General features: G+C 37.8%; 18 protein-coding genes. 9 read left to right on the plus strand and 9 right to left on the minus strand.

Annotation, left to right across the window (positions count from 1 at the left end; all coding sequences use genetic code 11):
* The first annotated feature begins 76 nt into the window (after positions 1 to 76).
* Entirely contained in the window at positions 77 to 715 is a 639-nt protein-coding gene (gene nfuA, locus AC056_RS09980) for a Fe-S biogenesis protein NfuA (protein WP_004703125.1), read from the plus strand.
* 166 nt (positions 716 to 881) lie between these two features.
* A complete protein-coding gene (locus AC056_RS09985; RefSeq protein WP_077163538.1) occupies positions 882 to 3,137 on the plus strand; it encodes a TonB-dependent siderophore receptor in 2,256 nt (751 codons plus the stop codon).
* A 23-nt stretch (positions 3,138 to 3,160) separates the two neighbouring features.
* Here AC056_RS09985 and AC056_RS09990 read toward each other — a convergent pair whose 3' ends face one another.
* Positions 3,161 to 4,168, minus strand: a complete 1,008-nt coding sequence (locus AC056_RS09990) for a hypothetical protein (RefSeq protein ID WP_077163539.1) — start codon at positions 4,166 to 4,168, stop codon at positions 3,161 to 3,163.
* A 26-nt stretch (positions 4,169 to 4,194) separates the two neighbouring features.
* Positions 4,195 to 5,223, minus strand: coding sequence for an alpha/beta fold hydrolase (locus AC056_RS09995; protein ID WP_077163540.1), 1,029 nt, complete (start codon positions 5,221 to 5,223; stop codon positions 4,195 to 4,197).
* A gap of 284 nt (positions 5,224 to 5,507) precedes the next feature.
* On the opposite strand from AC056_RS09995, the gene AC056_RS10000 reads away from it, so the two are divergent.
* Positions 5,508 to 6,122 carry a carbonic anhydrase gene (locus tag AC056_RS10000; RefSeq protein WP_019456843.1) on the plus strand — a complete coding sequence of 205 codons (615 nt, stop codon included), beginning with the start codon at positions 5,508 to 5,510 and terminating at the stop codon, positions 6,120 to 6,122.
* 32 nt (positions 6,123 to 6,154) lie between these two features.
* Here the strand turns inward: AC056_RS10000 and AC056_RS10005 are convergent, their stop codons facing one another.
* Positions 6,155 to 6,778 carry an arylesterase gene (locus AC056_RS10005; protein WP_077163562.1) on the minus strand — a complete coding sequence of 208 codons (624 nt, stop codon included), beginning with the start codon at positions 6,776 to 6,778 and terminating at the stop codon, positions 6,155 to 6,157.
* 44 nt (positions 6,779 to 6,822) lie between these two features.
* On the opposite strand from AC056_RS10005, the gene AC056_RS10010 reads away from it, so the two are divergent.
* Positions 6,823 to 7,515: an ABC transporter ATP-binding protein gene (locus AC056_RS10010; protein WP_004703117.1), complete on the plus strand. Its 693-nt coding sequence runs from the start codon at positions 6,823 to 6,825 to the stop codon at positions 7,513 to 7,515.
* 3 nt (positions 7,516 to 7,518) lie between these two features.
* Positions 7,519 to 9,978, plus strand: coding sequence for an ABC transporter permease (locus AC056_RS10015; protein ID WP_077163541.1), 2,460 nt, complete (start codon positions 7,519 to 7,521; stop codon positions 9,976 to 9,978).
* A gap of 1 nt (position 9,979) precedes the next feature.
* Here the strand turns inward: AC056_RS10015 and AC056_RS10020 are convergent, their stop codons facing one another.
* On the minus strand, positions 9,980 to 10,789 hold the full coding sequence (locus AC056_RS10020; protein ID WP_077163542.1) for a rhomboid family intramembrane serine protease: 810 nt from the start codon (positions 10,787 to 10,789) through the stop codon (positions 9,980 to 9,982).
* Between the two features lie 76 nt (positions 10,790 to 10,865).
* Between AC056_RS10020 and mtgA the strand changes: the two genes are divergently transcribed.
* The 3 genes from mtgA (at position 10,866) to AC056_RS10035 (ending at position 14,555) form a co-directional block, all read left to right on the plus strand.
* Positions 10,866 to 11,543, plus strand: a complete 678-nt coding sequence (gene mtgA / locus AC056_RS10025) for a monofunctional biosynthetic peptidoglycan transglycosylase (protein WP_004703111.1) — start codon at positions 10,866 to 10,868, stop codon at positions 11,541 to 11,543.
* Positions 11,544 to 11,647: 104 nt separating this feature from the next.
* Positions 11,648 to 13,726: a polyphosphate kinase 1 gene (gene ppk1 / locus AC056_RS10030; protein WP_019456848.1), complete on the plus strand. Its 2,079-nt coding sequence runs from the start codon at positions 11,648 to 11,650 to the stop codon at positions 13,724 to 13,726.
* A gap of 238 nt (positions 13,727 to 13,964) precedes the next feature.
* Positions 13,965 to 14,555 (plus strand): SPOR domain-containing protein, encoded by a 591-nt coding sequence (locus AC056_RS10035; RefSeq protein ID WP_139344645.1) that lies wholly within the window; start codon positions 13,965 to 13,967, stop codon positions 14,553 to 14,555.
* Positions 14,556 to 14,584: 29 nt separating this feature from the next.
* Here AC056_RS10035 and oxyR read toward each other — a convergent pair whose 3' ends face one another.
* The 4 genes from oxyR to rubA all read right to left on the minus strand — a co-directional run bounded on the left by oxyR (position 14,585) and on the right by rubA (position 17,935).
* Positions 14,585 to 15,493 (minus strand): LysR family transcriptional regulator OxyR, encoded by a 909-nt coding sequence (gene oxyR, locus AC056_RS10040; protein WP_004703104.1) that lies wholly within the window; start codon positions 15,491 to 15,493, stop codon positions 14,585 to 14,587.
* A gap of 6 nt (positions 15,494 to 15,499) precedes the next feature.
* Positions 15,500 to 16,444, minus strand: coding sequence for an esterase EstB (gene estB / locus AC056_RS10045; RefSeq protein ID WP_004703103.1), 945 nt, complete (start codon positions 16,442 to 16,444; stop codon positions 15,500 to 15,502).
* 52 nt (positions 16,445 to 16,496) lie between these two features.
* Positions 16,497 to 17,678 (minus strand): rubredoxin reductase RubB, encoded by a 1,182-nt coding sequence (rubB, locus tag AC056_RS10050; protein WP_039253369.1) that lies wholly within the window; start codon positions 17,676 to 17,678, stop codon positions 16,497 to 16,499.
* Between the two features lie 92 nt (positions 17,679 to 17,770).
* Positions 17,771 to 17,935 (minus strand): rubredoxin RubA, encoded by a 165-nt coding sequence (rubA, locus tag AC056_RS10055; RefSeq protein WP_000760495.1) that lies wholly within the window; start codon positions 17,933 to 17,935, stop codon positions 17,771 to 17,773.
* 442 nt (positions 17,936 to 18,377) lie between these two features.
* Here rubA and AC056_RS10060 point away from each other — a divergent pair, with 442 nt between their 5' ends.
* Complete coding sequence (locus tag AC056_RS10060) at positions 18,378 to 18,818, plus strand: SRPBCC family protein (protein ID WP_077163543.1); 441 nt, start codon at positions 18,378 to 18,380, stop codon at positions 18,816 to 18,818.
* Between the two features lie 22 nt (positions 18,819 to 18,840).
* Here the strand turns inward: AC056_RS10060 and AC056_RS10065 are convergent, their stop codons facing one another.
* Positions 18,841 to 19,329, minus strand: coding sequence for a YqiA/YcfP family alpha/beta fold hydrolase (locus AC056_RS10065; protein WP_004703099.1), 489 nt, complete (start codon positions 19,327 to 19,329; stop codon positions 18,841 to 18,843).
* Between the last annotated feature and the right edge of the window lie 2 nt (positions 19,330 to 19,331).

Raw genomic sequence — 19,331 nt, forward strand, 5'->3', positions numbered from 1 at the left:
GACAAATTTAGTTGATTTTTTTTAAATCCACCTCATCTTCGGTTAATATAAAGGCATCAGCTTGAGGAATATTGTTATGTCGACTGAGAACACCAACACTGCTGTTGCAGAAGAAATTCCGAACCTTTTGATTACACCATCTGCACAAGAGTATTTGCACGAATTATTGGCGAAGCAAAATACTCCGGGAATTGGCGTTCGAATTTTTGTTGAACATCCGGGTACACCACGTGCAGAGTGCTGTATGGCATATAGCGCACCAGAAGAAGTGGTACCAACGGACTATAAACAGGACTATCCTGATTTTCCTGCATACATTGATGCACCGTCTATTCCATATCTTTTAGACGCTGTAATTGATTACAACAAAGACCGTTTCGGTGGTCAGTTAACTTTCCGTGCACCAAATTCAAAAGTGCCACGTGTAGGACCAGATGCTTCAATTGAAGAACGTATTACTTATATTCTTCAAGCAGAAATTAACCCAGGTCTTGCAGGGCATGGCGGTAACTGTAGTTTGGTAGAAGTACAAGACGACCCAGAACATGGTTTAACTGCTGTATTAAAATTTGGTGGTGGTTGCCAAGGTTGTTCTGCAATTGATGTGACTTTAAAACAAGGTGTAGAAACAACCTTGAAAGAAAACATTCCTGAGCTTCAACGTGTGGTTGACCAAACAGACCATACACAAGCTGAAGGCGCTTACTTCAAATAAAATTATTTGAAAAATGAAATAAAAAAGCCTCTATATGAGGTTTTTTTATTATTCAATATAAATAATGATAATTATTATTAATATCATTTGTAATTTTATTTATCTTTGTTACAATGCGAAACTGAAAATGAGAGATGTTTAATAAATCAATATATTGGGAATACTTATGTCGAAGCGTATTATCCAGTCAGTGCTTTCTGTTTCAGTACTGGCAAGTATGATGTCTATGACTTATGCTGCACAAAGCGAGCAAGAACAAGCATTAGAAAAGCCTGCTGAACCTGTGAAATTGGAAACAATTTTTGTAACAGCTGAAGAGCAGGTGAAGCAATCGCTCGGTGTGTCGGTGATTACCAAAGAAGATTTAGAAAAGCTACCTGTTCGTAATGATATTTCTGACTATGTACGTCGTATGCCGGGTGTCAATTTAACTGGTAATAGCGCAACAGGGCAGCGTGGTAATAATAGACAAATTGATATTCGTGGAATGGGGCCTGAAAACACACTTATTTTAGTGGATGGTAAACCAATTAACTCTCGTAATTCAGTTCGTTATGGTTGGAAAGGAGAGCGTGATACACGAGGCGACTCAAACTGGGTACCAGCAGAAGCAATCGAGTCGATCGAAGTTTTACGTGGACCAGCAGCAGCTCGTTATGGCTCTGGTGCTGCGGGTGGTGTAGTCAATATTATTACTAAAAAAGTGACGAATGAAACCCATGGTTCGGTAGAGTTTTATACTTCACAACCTGAAGACTCTAAAGAAGGTGCATCAAATCGTGTTGGTTTTAACGTAAGTGGGCCATTGATTAAAGACGTTTTGTCTTATCGTTTATATGGTAATTACAATAAAACAGAAGCTGACGACGTCGATATTAATAAATCAATAGGTAGTACAGCAGCTGGCCGTGAAGGCGTTAAAAATAAAGATATTTCAGGCCGTTTAGCTTGGCAGGCAACAGACCAGCAAACTGTCTTACTCGATGTTTCTTCTAGCAAACAAGGCAATATTTATTCTGGTGATTCTCAGTTAAATGCAAATGCCCAAGCGGATACGATTCTTTCGCAGCTCATCGGTAAAGAAACCAATACTATGTACCGTGATAGCTATGCATTAACGCATGAAGGGGATTGGTCTTGGGGTAAAAGTAAGCTCGTTGCTCAATATGATAAAACTCACAATAAGCGCCTTCCTGAAGGTTTGGGCGGTAGCACAGAAGGAAAAATTAATAATCTGGATGACAAAGCCACTTCACGCTTAGAAACGCTTCGATTAAATGGTGAAGCCAATATTCCTTTTGAATATTATGTACCGCATGTATTAACAGTAGGTACTGAATGGGTTGAAGACAGATTTAAAGATAATATTTCGACAAATCAGGGTACAGACAGTAGTGGTTCGGGTTATGGCGATCAATTAGCTAAAGGCAATCGCAGTAAAATGGAATCACGTATTGCTTCTGCATATATCGAAGATAACCTAAAATTTACAGACAGCACTGATGTGGTATTAGGTTTACGTTTCGATGATCACAGCAAATCTGGTTCTAACTGGAGCCCAAGCTTAAACATTACTCAAAGACTCAATGATTATTTCACTTTAAAAGGTGGGGTAGCAAAAGCCTATAAAGCACCGAATATGTATCAAAATGCCGAAGGGTATTTGTTAAGTACAAATGGTAATGGTTGTCCAGCTAATATTGATTCACGTTGCTTGTTGCAAGGTAATGGTGATTTAAAACCCGAGACTTCCGTAAACAAAGAGCTTGGTATTCAGTTCCAAAAGGATATCGTGAATGCGAGCTTAACTTGGTTCCGCAATGACTATAAAGATAAAATTGTAGCTGGTACAAATGTTGTTGGAACAGTGGATGGTTCAAGCACCAATGCAAATACAGGCGCTGTGACCAATACCAAGTGGAATATCTTACGTTGGGAAAATACGCCTAAAGCATTAATTCAAGGTTTTGAGGGAAGCTTGGGATTAGACTTCGGTGATATCCGCTGGACTAACAACTTTACTTATATGATGGACTCGAAAGATAAACAGACAGGGAACCCATTATCTTTAGTACCAAACTATACGATTAACTCAATTTTTGATTATGACATTACAGATCAGTTAGATGTGAATTTTGTGTTCACTCAATATGGCCGTCAAAAATCACGCCAGTTTGCCGAGAATAGACTCGAATCGGGGATTGGCTCAGGTGGAGCAAATTCTGCACTTAAGCCAAGTACTGTAAAAAGCTATAGTATTGCTGGAATTAACGTCGGTTATAAATTTTCAGATAATATAAGTACACGCGTTGGTGTAAGTAATCTATTTGATAAACAAATTTTAAGAGATAGTAACTCAATTAGCCAAACTTACAACGAGCCAGGTCGAGCTTATTATGCATCTTTAAAATATTCTTTCTAAACAAGACTTATGGCAAAGGCGCTTCAGGCGCCTTTGTTATTTAAAATATCTAATGCTTTTTCAGAGTAATAAAACTTTTCTAAGTACACACGGGCACGGCGTCTTAAATGTCCTGTTGTAACGAGTTGCTGTAATACGGGTACAAGTAACTGAGTAAGTTCATGTTGTACTAGGCTTTCTTCAATATTTAGGTCTCGCAGTAATAAGTCAAAATTACGTTCTTGGTTACGCGCGTACCACGTATAAATACCATCATGGACTTGTTGTTTTAGATAATCAGTTTGACGAATATGGTCCCAAATTTCATGCCCTAAACCAACCGTTTTGGTTAAATCTTCAGTTTCTATATAATTTTTTAAAACAGAAAGTGGCATCGTTTTAACTTTATGCCAAATATTAGCTTGAAAGTGATAAAGCTTATCATTGTCAAAATGTTGGTTTAAAACACGTTCACTCATTTGGCTGAGTTTTAAAATATTCTTTTGCAAATAATGGTTAATCGTGTCATCGAGATTAGAATCGGTCATGGTTTCTAATACCGATTTGCCCATTTTCATAAAACGACCTACACCTGGTACGCGTTTTGACATAGATTCATCTAAATAATCATGCATTGTTTGCTGAATCAGTTGCGTGAGCAGTGCAGAAAAGGCTGGATTATTTACAATTGTTTTAATGAGTTTTTTACGATGCTGTTCTTTACTTGCAACGTATTGTGCAATTCGGTCAATCGTTAGAACAGGAATAATATCCTCAATAGTTGCTGTATCATTTGCAGGATGAATGAGTGCAAAGCGAATATGCTCTGCAATCTGTTCAATTAGAAAATCAGAAGCTGGTGTATCTAAAATTTGCTTTTGAATAAGATGTTGAATCTGTTCAAAAGTCCACAATTGTTGTAATTGCCGACTCCCCAACCAATGATAAAACTGCTCAAACTCTTGTTGGATGACTTGAGTCTGAGCAAATTGCTCATCTAAAAAATCTAGATGAGCTTCAATAAGTTTTTCAATGATTGGTTGGGTAGACATAAGGTCTCACAAGTCCGAAGTTTTATTTAATGAGAAATCGTTTTTGACGCTTGATTTGTTTCTACTTTAAGTAAAAACGGTACATATTGTTGAATAACCAATTGCTCAGCCTCCAAAATTGGCATATGGCCTACGTTTTCTAAAATGACAGGAGGTTGTGCATTTTTTAAGAGACTTTTGAGCTCACTCGCCACCTCTACATTAATAATTTTATCTTGTTTGCCCCATAAAATGAGTGTGGGTGCATCAATGGTTTTGGTAAGCACTGCAAATGAGCCTGGAGTGTAGACTTTATTAAGTGCGATCAGTTGATCAACTAGTTTTTGTGTTTGTGGTCCCTGATTAATCATCAGTTTTTCCTGAGCTTGTAAGAACTCTTTAGGAATAAATGGAGGATTAAACATGGTTTGTTTTAACAAATAGTTAAAGTCACCTTTTTTAGAGACTAAAAGTTGTTTTAGATAGGTAGGATCTTTGAGATAAATTGTGTTGGCAGAACGGAAAATACCGCCGCTATCAACTAAAAATAGACTCTTAGTTTCAAATGGATATTGTCCAGCATACAGCAAGGCTATGGAACCGCCCAGTGAGTGTCCTGCAATATGGATTGGGCCCTTCAAATTTTCAGCTTCAACAAACCGACGTAATTTTTCAGCTAAGTTGGGAACAGAATAATCGAAATCTTGAGCAACGATTGTTTCGCCACTCCCCGGTAAATCAGGAATAATGACATGATAATTTGTAGTTAAGTAATGTGCTACTCGGTTCCAGTTATCTCGACTACCACCTAACCCATGAATGAGCAGTAAAGTTGGCTTCGTGCTAGAACCACCTTCACTATATGACCAAGTGATATCACCAACTTTTAATTTTTTGCTTTGCAGTCCAGCCCAGCTACGTTCTTGCTGTAATACGGTCTGAAAGTTGATATCAATATTATCGGCTGCCTGTGCTTGAGAAATACTCATCACTGAAAATAAGCTACAAGAAGCTATAGTCAATACAGTAGCAGTTTTTTTCATGGAGGCTTTAATTGATGCAGACAGCCTAGTCATAGTTTTCATCCTTGAAGCTTAAACGAGTTTGAAAAATTATTGAAAAACTTTGCCAATGAGTCATTTGCCAAACGTTTGGAATGAAGAAAATTATAGTCAATCTAGGAACTAAAGTATGTCTATTTTTTCACTAAACAGTAGGGAATTGAGCAGTAATAGCTGATTAAAATCGATTAGGCATTTTTAAATTTTTTCATAACAAAGGATTTATTTTTTGTCAGTGACATTCAAATTTTGACACATTAAAATAATTTCTAACCTTGAAAAAACAATGGAAATATAAAATGCCTACTGCGCAAGAAGTTTTAGATCGTCTGAAAGCTGGTAATCAACGATTTGTAAATGGAAATACTTCCCTTGCAAAAACCTTATCGCACCATGAACGTGCTGAAATGGCAAAGGACCAAAATCCGTTTGCGATTGTATTAGGTTGTTCAGATTCTCGTGTACCAGCAGAAATGGTATTCGATCAAGGTCTTGGTGACTTATTCGTAATTCGTGTTGCTGGTAATGTGGTTGCCCCTTCACAAGTTGGTAGCGTCGAGTTCGCAGCAGAGCGTTATGACTGTCCAGTTGTAATTGTATTGGGACACAGTCATTGTGGCGCGATTCAAGCAACAATTGATACGTTGATGAATCCTGACCACCCACCGTCATCTAACTTAATGTCAATTGTGAACCGTGTTCGTCCATCAGTTGAAATTTTAATGCAAACTGATCTGAAGAATGATTTGAAAAAACTTTCATGTCATGCAGTACGTTCAAACGTTTTTGCTTCGGTCAATCAATTACGTCATGGTTCTGCTGTATTAGAGAGCCTAATCGCAAAAGGCGAATTGATTGTTGTTGGTGCTGAATATTCGTTAGAAACTGGTGAAGTTACTTTTTTTGACTTCTGAGCAGATTGAAAAAATTTAAAACTAAAAGGTGCCTATAGGGCACCTTTTATGTATGGATAAGCCAAATTAAGTAATTTTGTTTGTGCTTGAGCATTTGGATGAATCAAGTCATTTTGCATTAGTTGTTTTTGACCAGCGACGCCATCAAGGAAAAACGGTAGCAGTTTCACCTGATATTTTTGACTTACAGTTTTATAGTTATTCTCGAATGCTTTGCTATAAGCAGTTCCATAATTTGGCGGAATTTTCATACCAAAAAGAATAACCTGCGCTTTTTGTTTTTGGCTTAATTGAACAAGCTGAGACAAATTTTGTTGAATCATTTGTGGGGGTTGCCCACGTAAACCATCATTTCCGCCTAACTCAATAACAACAACCTCTGGTTTATAAGTTTGTAAAAGTTTAGGTAATCTCGCTAAAGCGCCACTTGTAGTTTCACCACTCATGCTTGCATTGACCACCTTATGTTGTTTGGGATACTGTTGGTCTAAGCGTTTTTGTAGTAATTGTACCCAACCTTGTTTAGGGTCTATTCCATAACCGGCACTAATACTATCTCCTAAAATTAAAATAGTTTTTGCCGAGACCAACATGGGCAACATGCTCAATGAGATGAGTAAGAGGTTTTTAGGACCAAACAAATAAGATTTATACATTTGTGTTTCAACTCGAATACTAAACATATAGGACTGTCCACATCATGCCACAACCTATTATTGCTGCCCATAAAGTTACACAAACTATTCAGATTAACCAAAATCAGTTTACGATTTTAAAAAACATTGATTTAGAGATTTATGAAGGTGAGCAGGTAGCAATTACTGGACGTTCTGGCTCAGGTAAATCGACTTTGTTGGGTATTTTAGCGACTTTAGACCAACCGTCGGAAGGAGAGGTGTGGTTATGTGGACAGGCTGTTCATGAGTTAACAGAGGAACAACGCGCTCAGATTAGAATGCAACATATTGGTTTTGTATTTCAGTCTTTCCAACTTTTACCGCAACTAAGTGCGCTTGAAAACGTGATGTTACCGCTTCGGTTGCGTAAAGACTTTGATTATAAAATTGCTGAGCAAAAAGCCTTAAACTGGTTGCATAGAGTAGGGTTGAGTCGACAAGCCGAACAAACGCCTAAAGTCTTATCTGGAGGTGAGCAGCAGCGTGTAGCAATTGCTCGGGCTCTGATTGCCGAACCACAAATTATTTTTGCCGATGAGCCAACTGGGAACTTAGATGGGCAAACAGCTCAAGAAGTTGAAGGTCTCCTTTTTGATTTAAATAAAGAGCTTGGCACTACACTTATTTTGGTTACACATGACCGCGATTTAGCTGGGCTTTGCCAGCGTCATGTTGAACTAGATGATGGTTGTTTAAAGACAGTACAGGGTGGTTAGACTATGCGTAATCTACTTAAACCACTTTTATTACAAAGCTTTCGTACTGGTGGGTTATATTTACTCATTATTGCGCTTTCACTTGCGATTAGTGCAACAACAGCTCTCAAGTTCAGTAATGATCAGGTTAAAAATGCGGTAAGCCTACAAGCGTCACAAATGTTAGCAGCGGATTTAGTTCTGTCGAATAACGAACCTCTAGACACTAAATGGCAGAAAAAAGCAGACCAGCTTGGTTTAAGCCAGACTCATGTGACCATGTTTAGTTCTATGGCACATACTCAAAATCAGTTTGTCATGGTTAATGTCAAAGCAATAGAGCCAGCATTTCCGTTAAGAGGACAGCTTGAGATTGCACCAAATGCACAGAGTATTCAACCCGGCCAAGTGTGGTTAAGTCAAAGAGCAGCCGATTTACTTAAAGTTAAACTAGGCGATACGGTTTCTATTGCAGATGCCGAATTTCGTTTTAGTGGTGTCATTGTACGTGATTCGAATCAGGAACTCGGCTTTTCAGGTTTTTCGCCTACCGTTATTATTCATCAAGCCGATATAGCTAAAACGCATGCAATTCAAACTGGCAGTAGAATCGATTATCGACTATTAATGTCTGGTCAACCTGATCAGGTACAAAACTTTAGCAAGCAATTTAAACAGCAACATAAACCCGTAAATGATCAGGAAGAACCTGCAGGTTTACGCTTACGCGATGCAAGTGAATCCAATAGTAGATTATTACGTCCATTAGAAAACTTAGATACCTTTTTACAACTCGCGAATATTTTAACGATTTTATTATGTGGTATTGCGATTGCTTTAACGAGTCAACGTTATGTTCAGCAAAACCAAGACCATATTGCTTTAATGCGTTGTTTGGGTGCCAGTAAGTTCCAAATTTTATGGGCATATATCGGGCTACTTTTCTTAGTCAGTACAATTTCGATTGTGATCGGTAGCATATTAGGAATAATGATGGGCTATGGATTGCTTGAGCTTATGTTGCAACTCATTCCACAACTAGAGTTAAGTTTCTCGGTAGTCGGTTTCTTAATTGGCCCCTTACCAATTGCTATTTTTACGAGTGTAATTGTGCTACTTGGATTTATTTTGCCAAGTATCTGGGAGTTGTTAAATACACCTCCAATTCGAGTTATTCGAGAGCAAGCAAAATCTCGAAAATCACTATTTTTTATGTTCTTTGCAGGCATTACCAGTCTTGTTATTTTTAGCTTAGTTTTAAGTGAAAACTTGATGCTCAGCATTATGGTGCTAGCTGCAATTATCGTTCTGTGTGTTTTGTTGTATACCGCTGTCTGGGTTTTGCTTCGTAGCTTAAAGAAGATGAAAACCCGTTTATCTTTTTATATTCGTTCACCATCGCAAAGTGCCTTACAAATTACAGCACTGGCTTTGGGTTTAAGCCTTATTACCGTGCTAAGCGTACTCAGGACAGATTTATTAGAGCGTTGGCAACAGCAGTTACCAGAAGGCACACCAAACCAGTTTGTTTATGGCCTACCACCATTTGATTTAAAAGCTTTTGAGCAACAATTAAAACAAAATGATTGGCAAAGTACGCCTCTGTATCCAAATATTCGTGGACGATTACTTGCAAAGAATGATGTTCCTTTTTCTGAAGATGCAATCAAGCAAAATAATTCTTTACGCCGTGAATTAAATTTAACGCAGTCAAACATTTTGCCAAATGATAATGTCATTACAAAAGGACAAGCCACTTTTAATGGCGTGGGACAAGTCTCAGTCGAGGCAAAAACTGCTGAAAGTTTAGATATTCAGATTGGAGATAAGCTGACTTTTAGCATGCCAGACGGTACTTTGCAGGCTAAAGCTGTGAATTTTAGAAGTGTTGAATGGGAAAGTTTTAGTCCAAATTTCTTCTTTATTTTTTCGCCCAAAACTTTAGATGAAAATGCGGGTAGCTACTTGGGTAGCTTTTATGTGCCTAAACAAGATCAGCCTAAAATGATTAATATTATCCAGCAATTTTCAAATACAGTTTTTATTGATGTTGACCGTATTTTGGATGAAGTAAAGCGTTTAATGAATGTATTAGTCAAAATCGTGACTGTACTTGCGGCTTTAGTTGGCTTTTCTGGAATACTCGTTTTAATTGCTTGTCTAAACCTGTTAATGGATGAGCGCCGTCGAGAGGTTGCTTTATTACGTTCATTTGGTTTGTCTAAAAATAAAATGAAGCAAATGCTGAGTTTAGAAATTGGATTTTTAGGGCTGTTAGCAGGCATTGTTGCCTGCTGTTTTGCCGAAGTAATTAGTGCAATAGCAAGTTATAAAATGAATATGGTTATACAGTGGCATATTGAAATATGGTTGATTTTACCACTTGCTATGATGTTGCTTTGTGCTCTCATTGGTCGATATAGACTTGGTTATCTTTGTAATTTACCACCACTACAAAGTTTGCGAGAGCTGAACCAGATTTAAGTTAAGGCAGTATTTCTGGGTTTTGAATTAAAATTTCATGCCAAAGTGGAAGCAATGGTGAGTTCAGCTGATTACAGTAAATATAGAAGCCGACTGTTAATAAGAGTCCTCCCATTAGACCCAAAAATTTTAAGGTCGTACTAAGTTTAGTACGGTAACTTAAATACCAAATCAGCGCGAGTAATGCACCCATAATCATACCGCCGACATGTGCAGCATTATTGATACCTGTGGCAACCAGACCGAATATAAGGTTAATCGCCATAATCATTAATAATGCTTTTTTATCGAGTATATAGGCTTGATGAGGTAGAGGAGGAAATAATGAAAGGACAGTTAAAGCTGCACCTAATCCCATCACAGCACCAGAGGCTCCAGCACTTACATGAGGGAGCAAGCTTTGGTCAAAATGTTGTAGTAATTCATGTCCATTTTGAATATTGATATAGCTACTTAAAAGGCTACCACACAGGCCAGCAAGCAAATATAGGCCGATAAAATATAAACGACCAAATAAAGCTTCAGCGACATTACCGAAAATATATAGGGCCCACATGTTAAGCATAAGGTGAATGATACCAAAGTGAAAAAACATGCTAGTAAATAAACGTTCGGGCTGTCCAGAAAAAGTAAGTGGTGTAAAATCTGCACCCCAGTGAAGAGCATCTTTTATGGCTGGGTCGCTAATGTCGACTCCAGATATAATTTGCCAGATGAACAAACCTACATTGATTGAGATCAGTAGGGCCGTCAGCCACCATGCTTGTACATTGAGTTTACGATTAATGTGCGGAGGCTGAGATTGCGTCATGCTATGCTTTTGTTATATATGAACATGCTTTACAGCTTAACATGAAAAAAGTTGAATACAGGAGATTGGGACGAACATGAAAGCTTTTATTGTTCGCGTGTTGTTAATTTTTATTGGTGCAATTCTCCTAATTCAGCTTTGGATTTTCTCAAGTTTAGTTTGGTGGCGTACTCATGAAGTTGATACTACCATGTTCATGCGAATTGATTATTGGTCAGATACATCTCGGCCGATCATTCATGAATGGCTCGACTATGATGATATTAGCGATAATTTCAAACATGCAATTTTAGCCGGTGAAGATGCAAAGTTTATTCATCATCATGGCTTTGACTGGGATGGTATTCGTTTTGCGCTAGAGCGTAATAATGAAGAGGGCGAAGTGGTTGCTGGTGGTTCCACTGTGTCTCAACAACTTGCAAAGAACTTGTTCTTATACAATAAGCGATCATTTATTCGCAAAGGCCAAGAAACAGTGGCGACATGGATGATGGAGCGTATGTGGTCAAAACGTCGAATTCTTGAGGTCTATATGAACTCTGTTGAATTTGGCAAACATTTATATGGTGTTGAAGCTGCTGCCCAATATTATTATGGTAAAAGTGCTAAAAATCTAACACGCGAACAAGCTGCTTTTTTAGCCGCGTTATTGCCTGATCCAAAATATTATCAAGATCATCGTAATGACCATAAACTACAATATCGAAAACGCGTTATTTTACGTTATATGAATAGCACCCAGATTCCTGAATAACTCTGTCTTAAAGATGTGTTATTTTTTTAGTTTTTATCAAATTGACATAATTTTGCAGCATACTATTTTGCAGAGATTTTGGTTGGAAAGAGATTAAGTTAGACATGAATACAGCGATTACAGCAACGACCCCAACAGAATATAGTTATAACGACCGTTATATTAATCGTGAATTGTCTATTCTTGACTTTCATTTGCGCGTATTGGAACAGGCAGTCGACCCTTTACATCCATTACTTGAACGAATGAATTTCTTGCTTATTTTTTCACGTAATTTAGATGAGTTTTTTGAAATTCGTGTAGCTGGTGTCATGGAGCAATATGCTCTAGGCAATGAAAGCCGAAGTCCAGATGGTTTAACACCTAGACAAGTCTTACAAAAAATCTCTGAGACTGCTCATGCTGCAATTGAACGTCAATATCGTATTTTAAATGAAGAAATCTTGCCTAAACTCCGTGAAGAAGATATTTGCTTCTTACGTCGTGGGGAGTTAACACCAGCTCAATCAGCTTGGGTTAAAAAATATTTTCAGGAACAAGTCGCACCTGTTTTAACACCAATTAGTCTAGATCCAGCTCATCCATTCCCGCGTTTAGTCAATAAAAGCTTGAACTTTATTGTGACCTTAGAAGGTAAAGATGCGTTTGGTCGTCAAATTGACTTAGCGGTTGTACCAGCACCACGCTCATTACCTCGGGTTGTACGATTACCAGATGAGTTGACAGGCGGTAAAGAGCATCATGTCATGCTATCTGCCATTATTCATGAACATGTATCAGACTTGTTCCCAGGCATGACTGCAACGGGTTGTTACCAATTCCGTGTTACCCGTAATGCCGATTTGGCGCTCAATGAAGACGTTGAAGATTTAGCAAAAGCTCTAAAAGGTGAGTTAAGTTCACGCCGATTTGGTCGTGCAGTTCGCTTAGAAGTGACTCATAACTGTCCACAGCATATTTATGAATATTTATTAGAAGAATTCGATTTAACCGATGAGCAACTATACAAAGTTGATGGTCCTGTAAACTTGGCTCGTCTGGTTTCAAACTTTAAACGTCCTCATTTGCGTTATGACTCACATACACCAGTCGTACCAAAAGTATTTAAAAAGACTGAGAGTATTTTCTCGGCTATGCAAAAGCAGGATATTTTGCTTCATCACCCATTTGAATCTTTTGCTCCAGTTATTCAGTTACTCCGCGAAGCAGCACGTGATCCACAAGTACTTGCAATTAAACAAACGCTTTACCGTAGTGGTGTTGATTCGGAAATTGTACAGGTCTTGGCTGAAGCTGCACGTAATGGAAAAGAAGTAACGGCAGTTATTGAGTTACGTGCTCGTTTTGATGAAGAATCAAACATTGAAGTGGCGAATGTACTTCAAGAAGCAGGAGCGGTAGTCGTTTATGGCATTGTGGGTTATAAAACGCATGCCAAAATGATTATGGTAGTACGCCGTGAAAATAATAAATTGGTACGTTATGTTCATTTAGGAACAGGTAACTACCATGCGATGAATGCCCGTATTTATACCGATTATGGTCTCATGACGACCGATAAAGACTTATGTGAAGACGTACACCGTATCTTCCAAGAGTTAACAGGTATGGGCAAAATGGCAAAACTGAAAAAGTTGCTCCATGCACCTTTTACTTTGCATGCTCAGCTCATCAACTTTATTGATGAAGAAATTGCCAATGCTAAGGCTGGTCGTAAAGCTCAAATTATTGTGAAAGTGAATGCTTTAACTGAAGTTCAATTAATCAATAAATTGTATGAAGCTTCTCAAGCAGGGGTGCAGGTAGATCTCATTATCCGTTCGATTTGCTGCTTACGTCCAGGATTACCGAATTTATCGGAAAACATTCGAGTACGTTCAATCGTAGGGCGCTTCCTTGAGCATACGCGTGTTTATTACTTTAGTAATAACGGTGATGCACGTATTTACTGTTCAAGTGCAGACTGGATGGATCGTAACCTATTTAATCGTGTTGAAGCATGTTTCCCAATCGAAGACCCAGCATTGAAGAAACGAATTTATCAGCAAGGTCTTCTTAATTATTTGCAAGATAATCAGCAAGCTTGGTTATTACAAGGTGATGGTACTTGGGTTCGTGCCCAACCTGCTGAAGGTGAAAAATTGCATAATGCTCAAAGGGAATTATTAGAAACATTTAAATAAAACTTAATATTAGAAAACCGACTTTATGTCGGTTTTTTTAATTATATGAAATTCATAGTATTTTAGTCTGAATACTTAAATGGTTGCAGGATATACAATAATAATTTGAAATAACGCAATATGTTTAAAAAATATGTGATTCTTTGCATAAAACTTTGAATATTAAAAATATACAAATCACGAGAAATCTACTTTAATACGCCGCATTAAATATACTTAACTTTGGTAAGTGAATAATATGCAATGCTTTATTAAAAGTTTATTTATTAGAATATTTTTAGGGGTAATGCCAGTGACTGCTTATGCAGATCAAAAGTGTTATGGAGATATTATTGTGTTTCATAAATATGATGATCAAATGATATATCCCTATTTTGTACAGCCGCCTAGGCAGAAAAATAAGAAGATTGAAACACAAAATAAATCTATAAACATTCAAAAAAGAAAAACGACTCAAGATGAGCAGTTAGCAAAAAAGAAGGCCGAAGAGACTCAATCAAAAAAAATAGAAGAAAAGAAAACTCTTGAGAATAAAAAACAGCTTGATGCAGCAGTGGCTAAAGAAATTTTAGAAAATGGTGAAAAAAAATGGATGGTACAAGTCGCATTAGCACCTAATCAAAATAAAGCAAATATGCTCCAGTCACAATTGCACGCCAAAGGATATAAGGTTGTGACTAGTCCAACCACAAAAGGAATACGGGTCATGATAGACCCAGCGAATGATTATGCGATTGCACAAATCATTCGAGAAAAAATCATTTCAGATGAGAATTTAGATTTGAAATCAGCTTGGGTTTTCAAATGGGCATCTTTAACAGTGCAGTAAAAGAAAAAGGAGTCCGAAGACTCCTTTTTTTATTCATGTAAATTTGTTGTGATTTTCTGCATGATTTGCAGGAGTACATCAAATTCGCTTTGTAGTGGTGTACTTTTACGTGTAACGAGTGCCAGAGTACGACTTGGGGCATCTTCAATTGGTTTTGCAGTAATCTGATCATTAAACTTGATCATACTATTTTCAATTGCGATTTCTGGTAAAAGCGTAAAACCTAAATTAGAAGACACCATCTCAACTAAGGTAGGTAATGAACTTGCTTTTAAACGATTATCGTTTTTACGCTCACCAATTGGACACGCACTTAATACGTGGTCACGTAAGCAATGGCCTTCTTCAAGTAAAATCAGTCGTGACAAATCGAGGTCATCTAGAGAGTTTGCTTGAAGCGCATTTGTATCTTGTTTACTGCAAACAAGATACAAATTTTCTTTTGAAATTTCAGCTACTTTTAGACTTCTTGTGTCAAAAGGTAGTGCAAGAACGATCATGTCCAAATTACCATGCTCTAATCGCTCTACAATTTTCTCGCTTTGAGCTTCATGTAAATGCAACTGAATTTTTGGTAATTGGTGATGCACTTCATCAAGTAACCGTGTCAGGATAAAAGGTGCAATGGTTGGAATAACACCCAAATGAAGATCACCAGTTAATGGTTCACTCATTTCACGGCTTAAACGCATTAAATCCTGAGCATCTGCTAGCAATACACGGGCTCGAGCAACGACTTGCTCACCTAATGGCGTTAAACGCACATTCTGACGGTCACGTTCAACCAGAACGCCACCTAGTAGCCTTTCTAGCTCCATAATGCCGCCCGATAAAGTCGATTGGGTAACAAAAGAGCGACGTGCTGCTTCAGTAAAATGCAAAGTTTCCGACAACGTAACTAAATATGATAGCTGTCTTAGTGAGGGTAATGCAGCCATAGTGTCCTAGTATGATGATTTAAAATGATGCGCAAATAAACCGCTAAGCTGTGGAATAAAATGGGCAGGGATATCATGCCCCATTCCATCAATTAATTCAAACTTAGCACCGGAAATTGCTTTTGCTACAGCCTTACCGTGGCTCGGTGGAAGTAAGCGATCACGAGAGCCATGTAAGACTATTGTGGGTTGCTTAATTTCACGGTCCAGTTGCAGTAAGGAACCTGTACATAATATTGCTAAAAACTGTTGAAGTACACCAGCAGGATAATAGCTACGTTGATAAAGTTTTCGTGCGGTTTGAACGGCTTCAATATGGTTAATATAACCAGGAGAACCAATTAACTGGAATAATTTTAAGCTGTGATTAACAATCCCTTCTTCATCACGTGATTCTGGTTTGCCAATCAAACTTAAAAGTTGTTTAGGAAATGGTGGGGGTAAAAACGGTTGATTGTTACTTGTAAACATCAAACCTAACTTTTCTACTTTTTCTGGATATTTTGCAGCAAGAATTTGGGCAATCATACCGCCCATTGATGCACCGACTACATGAGTCTTACTTACGCCTAAACGGTCAAGAAGCATCGAGACGTCGTCAGCCATATCATACAATGTATAAGGTGCGCCCTGATTACTTAACCCTAAAGCAAAACGTCCCATCAATTTCATGGTATTTAAACGTTTACCCTGATGACGTACTTTTGATGAAAGGCCAATATCACGGTTATCAAAACGAATAACACGAAAACCTTGATCAATGAGCGATTTACAGAAAAAGTCCGGCCAAAATAGCATTTGAGCACCTAAGCCCATAATCAGCAAAATGGTCGGGTGTTCTGGTTTTCCACCTACTTCTACATGCAATTCAATACCGTTGCCTAAGTTGACTTTGGTTTCCTGCATAAAAGGAGTATAGGGTGAAATACTAAATTGTAAGGCGCTATTCATGTTATTCATACCTTAAAGGAATACTCTGTAACGAGTATTCCTAATTTAAACTTTATGCTTGGGCAGGAATAAGATCTGGAACAAGCTTAGTTAAAGTTAAACGTTGCTTGCCTGCTGTCGCACCTAACAATACGAAACCACGTAATGTTCCGTCATTATCAAGTGCTTTGGCAAGCATACCATCGTCGAATTCTTCAGTTTCCCAATTTACATCGACATCAACTGGTGCCGGTAAAACTGTAAGTGGTGCAGCCGGGGTTTTTACTGCAACTGGCATTGCAGGGTAATGTACATTTGTCTGTTGGCCGCTTAATGTTTTTGCTAGAGCACGCGCTTGCTGCATAATTGGCATTACATAAGGAAGCAGGGTACCGTTCACTTCTGCACAGTCACCAATCGCATAAATATCTGCTTGATTCGTTTCAAGCAAGCTATTGGTAATTACACCACGGCTGGTTTGAATATTTGCGCTTTGAGCAAGAGAAATATTGGGTTGTAGGCCAATTGCTGAAAGTACGATATCAGCAACTAAAGTTTGACCATTTGCTAATGTAACTGCGTAATCTTCCCCGTTATTGATTTTACTTACTTTTTCAACGGTAGTGCCTAATGCAAATTTAACCCCAGCTTCTTCAAGATTTTCTTGGAAAGCTGAAGCAATGTGTGAAGGTAATAAACGGCCCAATGGTTGAGGTGCTAAATCAATTACCGTTACATCATATTCACTATGAAGTAAGTCATTGGCAAATTCACAACCAATCAAACCAGCACCCAAAATTACAACACGTTTATCTTTACGTTGAGCAAGGTTTTCGCGGAAGGTACGATAGTCAATTAGTGAGTTCACTACATGAATGTCATCACTGCCATCTCCTGCAATTGCAAGACGAATCGGGTTAGCACCAACGGCTAAAATCATTTTTGAGTAGGGTTGATTTGAAGTTACCCCATCTTTCTCCAGAACAAGCTCATGACGCTCAGCTAAAATTTCTTTTACCCATGTAAAAGGTTCAATACGCATATTGAGCTGTGCACTCATTTTTGCAGCATCACCTAAGGGAATTTGTTCCGGAGCCTTTTTACCTGCAAAAGCGTTAGATAACGTTGGTTTTGCATAGTTCACCGCATCATCCGCACAAATCATCACAAGTTCTTGCTCTGGGTTAAGCTTACGGAACTCACGTGCTAAGGTATAACCCGCCATGCCTGATCCGATAATGACGATTGGATGCATTTTTTTCTCCAGAATTAGAATTGTTAATTTAATACGGTGATTGGTGATATATAAAAAAGACCATGTAAATCATGGCCTTTTCATTTAAGACATTAGATTTCGATCATTTCAAAGTCAGCTTTTGAAACGCCACAATCAGGGCAAGTCCAATCATCAGGGATATCTTCCCATTTTGTTCCAGCTGCAATGCCGTCTTGTGGCCAACCTTCTGCTTCATCGTAAATCCATCCACAAACGATACATTGATATTTTTTCATGAGACTCTCCGCACTGATAAGTTTGCTCAAAGCTGCCTTTCAGTAAAACTATTCCATCTATTAATAATGTAACTACGATCCGTTCAATAATAACTAATGTAGCTTTGATCGGGTATCAAATTTTTACGCAGTTCTACATTTAAAGTAAAGCACATAAGGGAGTTTAATCATTCGTAAGCAAAGATGAATGGCATATCGAGACAAATAACTGGTTATTTAGGCAAAACTTCAACATAAACACATAATAAATCATATTTTTTTATTCACTTATTAATCTAATAAGGTTTTAAGTGATATGAAGGGTTACAAAAAGAACAAAGCATTTATATAAATAAAGTTCTTAAAAACATAAGCTGATTAATAAATGGACAGATAAATTGATATTTATATAAAGCGATAAAGTTTGTTGAATACTTGAGTAACAGAGATAAGGAAGTTGAGTATGGAAATTCTATTATATGAAGTAGAGATTAACGCGCCTATAGAAAAAGTATGGAACGTACTCTGGAATAGCGAGACATATAATGCATGGACGAAATTCTTTGCGCCGGATTCTTCAATGCGTACTGACTGGGAAATTGGTGGTAAAACATATTTTCTAGACGGAGAAGGAAATGGAATGGTTTCGACCATTGAAGAAATGAAAAAGCCTGAAGTGCTAATTTTTAAACATTTAGGAATGATTAAAGAGGGTAAGGAAGACTTAGAAAGTGAAGAGGTGAAGGGCTGGAGTGGTTCGCTAGAAAAATATTTTTTAAGCCAAAATGGGAATACTACAACTTTAAAAGTTGAATTGGCCACCTTACCTGAATATATCGGTATGTTAAAAAGTGGCTTTATTCAAGGTTTTGAGGTTGTAAAACATATTGCTGAAGGGAGCTAGTTCATCTTACTCAGTTCGTTGTTTAGGCAAAGTATTTTTTATGAATTTTAGAAATCAGATCATTGAGACGAGAAGGATAAGCAAGACGATGATGGCCTCCGTCATATGTTTCTACTGTCATATAAGGTGAAAGCTTTTCCTGTACTTGATACATATCAAGTTGCTCGTCTCCTAACTCTAAATAAGCCATTTTAGGATGAGAGTGATCAAGATCTTCATCACAAAGGTGAGGATAATCATTACGAAAACTAGGATTAAGGCTTGGGTTGGCAACAATCACCGCTAATTTATGTTGAGCGGCTGTTTTCAATGCCCAGTAGCCGCCAAGACTATGTCCAACCAATAAGTCAGGTTTAATTGTTTCGATCGCTTGGTGATAAAAATCTTTAACTGAAGAGTAGCTTAGGTTTCGATAATCAACATCAATACAAAATTTTTCAGGATGCAAGATGGCATGGAACTTTGTTGATTCACGAGAAGAATCCAAGCCATGTAAAAATAGAATTTTCATTA

It is taken from the genome of Acinetobacter genomosp. 33YU, from assembly GCF_001990725.1.
Taxonomy (GTDB): domain Bacteria; phylum Pseudomonadota; class Gammaproteobacteria; order Pseudomonadales; family Moraxellaceae; genus Acinetobacter; species Acinetobacter seifertii.

What these genes read in the sequence shown, in the direction of transcription:
- AC056_RS10000 (WP_019456843.1), top strand. Translation starts at nt 5,508, where the DNA reads ATGCCTACTGCGCAAGAAGTTTTAGATCGTCTGAAAGCTGGTAATCAA.
- AC056_RS10020 (WP_077163542.1), bottom strand. Translation starts at nt 10,789, where the DNA reads ATGACGCAATCTCAGCCTCCGCACATTAATCGTAAACTCAATGTACAA.
- AC056_RS09985 (WP_077163538.1), top strand. Translation starts at nt 882, where the DNA reads ATGTCGAAGCGTATTATCCAGTCAGTGCTTTCTGTTTCAGTACTGGCA.
- rubA (WP_000760495.1), bottom strand. Translation starts at nt 17,935, where the DNA reads ATGAAAAAATATCAATGTATCGTTTGTGGATGGATTTACGATGAAGCA.
- ppk1 (WP_019456848.1), top strand. Translation starts at nt 11,648, where the DNA reads ATGAATACAGCGATTACAGCAACGACCCCAACAGAATATAGTTATAAC.
- nfuA (WP_004703125.1), top strand. Translation starts at nt 77, where the DNA reads ATGTCGACTGAGAACACCAACACTGCTGTTGCAGAAGAAATTCCGAAC.
- AC056_RS09995 (WP_077163540.1), bottom strand. Translation starts at nt 5,223, where the DNA reads ATGACTAGGCTGTCTGCATCAATTAAAGCCTCCATGAAAAAAACTGCT.
- AC056_RS10060 (WP_077163543.1), top strand. Translation starts at nt 18,378, where the DNA reads ATGGAAATTCTATTATATGAAGTAGAGATTAACGCGCCTATAGAAAAA.
- estB (WP_004703103.1), bottom strand. Translation starts at nt 16,444, where the DNA reads ATGAATAGCGCCTTACAATTTAGTATTTCACCCTATACTCCTTTTATG.
- AC056_RS09990 (WP_077163539.1), bottom strand. Translation starts at nt 4,168, where the DNA reads ATGTCTACCCAACCAATCATTGAAAAACTTATTGAAGCTCATCTAGAT.
- AC056_RS10015 (WP_077163541.1), top strand. Translation starts at nt 7,519, where the DNA reads ATGCGTAATCTACTTAAACCACTTTTATTACAAAGCTTTCGTACTGGT.
- AC056_RS10005 (WP_077163562.1), bottom strand. Translation starts at nt 6,778, where the DNA reads ATGTATAAATCTTATTTGTTTGGTCCTAAAAACCTCTTACTCATCTCA.
- mtgA (WP_004703111.1), top strand. Translation starts at nt 10,866, where the DNA reads ATGAAAGCTTTTATTGTTCGCGTGTTGTTAATTTTTATTGGTGCAATT.
- AC056_RS10065 (WP_004703099.1), bottom strand. Translation starts at nt 19,329, where the DNA reads ATGAAAATTCTATTTTTACATGGCTTGGATTCTTCTCGTGAATCAACA.
- AC056_RS10035 (WP_139344645.1), top strand. Translation starts at nt 13,965, where the DNA reads ATGCAATGCTTTATTAAAAGTTTATTTATTAGAATATTTTTAGGGGTA.
- AC056_RS10010 (WP_004703117.1), top strand. Translation starts at nt 6,823, where the DNA reads ATGCCACAACCTATTATTGCTGCCCATAAAGTTACACAAACTATTCAG.
- rubB (WP_039253369.1), bottom strand. Translation starts at nt 17,678, where the DNA reads ATGCATCCAATCGTCATTATCGGATCAGGCATGGCGGGTTATACCTTA.
- oxyR (WP_004703104.1), bottom strand. Translation starts at nt 15,493, where the DNA reads ATGGCTGCATTACCCTCACTAAGACAGCTATCATATTTAGTTACGTTG.